The sequence below is a fragment of the Halomonas sp. NPDC076908 genome (assembly GCF_050269715.1).
GTDB lineage: Bacteria > Pseudomonadota > Gammaproteobacteria > Pseudomonadales > Halomonadaceae > Vreelandella.
Map to the genome: position 1 here is coordinate 1 of NZ_JBNNIW010000097.1, position 2,615 is coordinate 2,615.

Sequence of the window (2,615 nt, forward strand, 5' to 3'; positions counted from 1 at the left end):
AGATCAAACCGCTCGGTGCCTGGCAAAAGCTTACGCGCAGGACGACAGACCACTCGACGCTTTTCTCGCTGACGTTGGGCGTGCCGGGCACAGTAACCGTTCTGGGCCATTTGGTTACGGCGTATTTCACGAGATATGGTTGAAGGAGCTCGCCCCAAGAGCTGGGCAATATGCCGAAGGCTCATCCCTTGGGCTTGACCCACTTGGATGCTGGCACGTTCTTCACTGCTGAGTTCGAGGTAAGACATGGGACAACACCTTAGCGAAATGCTCAGGTGTTGCACTCAGTTTCTGCGGCCAAGCATTTTCAAAGCGCTACAGCTATTCTATAAATTCAGGTTATTCAAGGCGATCCATCAATATTATGACGAGAAAAATACTAAGTTTAAAAACGAAGAAACAGATAGATACCAAGCCCGCCGACGAAGTTGAAGATCAATTCCCTAATGATCCCGAAAAACGTTTTTTAAATGGCATCGCTATTCATCCTTCCCCACGCATTTATTTAGAGCCTGGTTCTAAGCAGCGTACTGTGCGAATGATGGATTTGATTACGCCCATTGGGATGGGGCAGCGTGGGTTGATTGTTGCGCCGCCAGGCTCTGGCAAAACGACGATGTTAAAACATATCTGTCAGGCCGTGGCAGAAGCTCATCCTGATATAAAGCTGTATGCCTTGCTGATTGATGAGCGCCCTGAAGAAGTGACCGATTTTAAGCGCAGTGTGTCGGCAGAAGTACATGCATCGTCTTCAGACGAGAGCTACACACACCATGTAAGTATGGCCGATAAGCTTCTTGAGACGGCGCGTAGGCAAGCAGGCGAGGGTCATAATGTGATGATTTTGATCGATTCTCTTACCAGACTCTCGCGCGTTCATAATGCCGAGCAGCGAGGCAACGGTCGTACTATGTCGGGTGGGCTGGATAGCAGAGCGATGGAAATACCACGAAAACTGTTTGGCGCTGCAAGAAAGATCGAAAACGGCGGATCGCTCACCATTCTGGCCACCGTGCTGGTGGATACGGGAAGCCGTATGGATCAGGTGATTTTCGAGGAGTTCAAGGGCACGGGCAATATGGAACTCGTGTTATCCCGGGATGTGGCAAATCAACGGATTTTCCCTGCGATAGATATTGCCAAAAGCAGTACCCGTCGCGAAGAGCTTTTGATTGATGCAAAAGATATTGAAAAAGTAAGGACATTGCGTAGAGCGTTGACAACGCTTAAGCCAGTAGAAGGCGCGCAGAAGTTGCTTGAGTTATTGGATAAATATCCTACGAATGCCGAGCTGTTAGATGCGTTTTTGCCAGCCTCGTGAAATGCCTGTAGTAAAGAAGCTCACCTTTGATTTTTTAAGAGGCGAGCTTCTTTGGTAAGGTTTAACGATTACTTTGTTTATTATAGTTTAAGTTTGACTCGGGTACTGCTTTACGAACCGGAAAGCCTGCAATCTCTTTGCGCTCAATAACGCTTTTTAATCGCCTTTCAATGGCACAAAGATTTTTAAAGTCACTCATGTCAACTAAAGAGATGGCTTCACCTGAGGCACCCGCGCGGCCGGTTCGGCCAATGCGGTGGATATATTCTTCTGGCTTAAAAGGTAAATCGTAATTCACCACACGACTCAGTTCACCAATATCCAAACCACGAGCAGCAACCCCCGTGGCGACCAAGTACTTTAGTTCGCCAGATTTGAACTGATCCAAAATCTTTTCGCGCATGGCTTGGCTTCTATCGCCATGAATGGAATCCGCTGTGATGCCGCGCTTTTCCAGTTGAGCAACGAGCTTGGCCGCATTGTGTTTTTTCTCGGTAAAAATAAGCGCCTGATCCCACTTTTGTTCGTTAATTAAGTGACTCAACAAGGCGGACTTAGTGTCTTTGTCGACGGTGATTAGCCACTGTTTGATATTTGCGGCGGCGCGGACGTTGGGAGAAATGGATATTTCAGCCGCGAGATCGGTCATCTTGCTATCTGAAAAATCGTAGGCAAGGGCCCGTACATCGTCTGTCATTGTGGCCGAAAACAGCAGGTTCTGACGTTCTTCAGGCAGGCGATCTATGATTTTCTTGATATCGTCGACAAACCCCATGTCGACCATTCTGTCCGCTTCGTCCAACACCATGACCTTAAGTTCATCAAAGTGCAGCGCACGCTGATGAGCCAAATCAAGCAATCTGCCCGGCGTGGCGACCAGAATATCCACCCCTTTGATCAGGCGCTCTTTTTGAGCGTCGGTATCCACACCGCCATACACCGCCATTGAGGTTAACTGCGTGTGCTTAGCGTATTGCGCCACACTGGCTTCGACCTGAACCGCTAACTCACGGGTGGGCACGAGAATCAGCGCACGTATGCGTTTGCCGCGTAAAGTACCCGCGTTGCTGAACTGTTCTAACAGCGGCAGTACAAAGGCGGCGGTTTTACCTGTACCTGTTTGTGCGGTGGCGATTAAGTCGTTACCCGAAAGAATGGCAGGAATCGCTTGTTTCTGGATGGGCGTTGGCGTTTGGTAACCTAGCCCGGATTTCTCACAGGGTATAAAAGAAAGCGGCTGAAAGTGCTATGATTTCAAGAACCTAACCAATCCATCAAGCACCAACAGCCGCTT

The 2,615-nt window shown here is 48.9% G+C and carries 3 protein-coding genes; 1 reads left to right on the forward strand and 2 read right to left on the reverse strand.

The window, feature by feature from the left end; all coding sequences use genetic code 11:
* Nucleotides 1-248: helix-turn-helix domain-containing protein (locus ACQKE4_RS20515; protein WP_427390084.1), on the reverse strand; the 248-nt coding region annotated here is incomplete at its 3' end.
* A gap of 116 nt (nucleotides 249-364) precedes the next feature.
* Between ACQKE4_RS20515 and rho the strand changes: the two genes are divergently transcribed.
* Nucleotides 365-1,321, forward strand: a complete 957-nt coding sequence (rho, locus tag ACQKE4_RS20520) for a transcription termination factor Rho (protein ID WP_427390085.1) — start codon at nucleotides 365-367, stop codon at nucleotides 1,319-1,321.
* Between the two features lie 61 nt (nucleotides 1,322-1,382).
* Here rho and ACQKE4_RS20525 read toward each other — a convergent pair whose 3' ends face one another.
* A complete protein-coding gene (locus ACQKE4_RS20525; protein WP_427390086.1) occupies nucleotides 1,383-2,546 on the reverse strand; it encodes a DEAD/DEAH box helicase in 1,164 nt (387 codons plus the stop codon).
* Nucleotides 2,547-2,615: the final 69 nt, after the last annotated feature.

What these genes read in the sequence shown, in the direction of transcription:
- rho (WP_427390085.1), top strand. Translation starts at nt 365, where the DNA reads ATGACGAGAAAAATACTAAGTTTAAAAACGAAGAAACAGATAGATACC.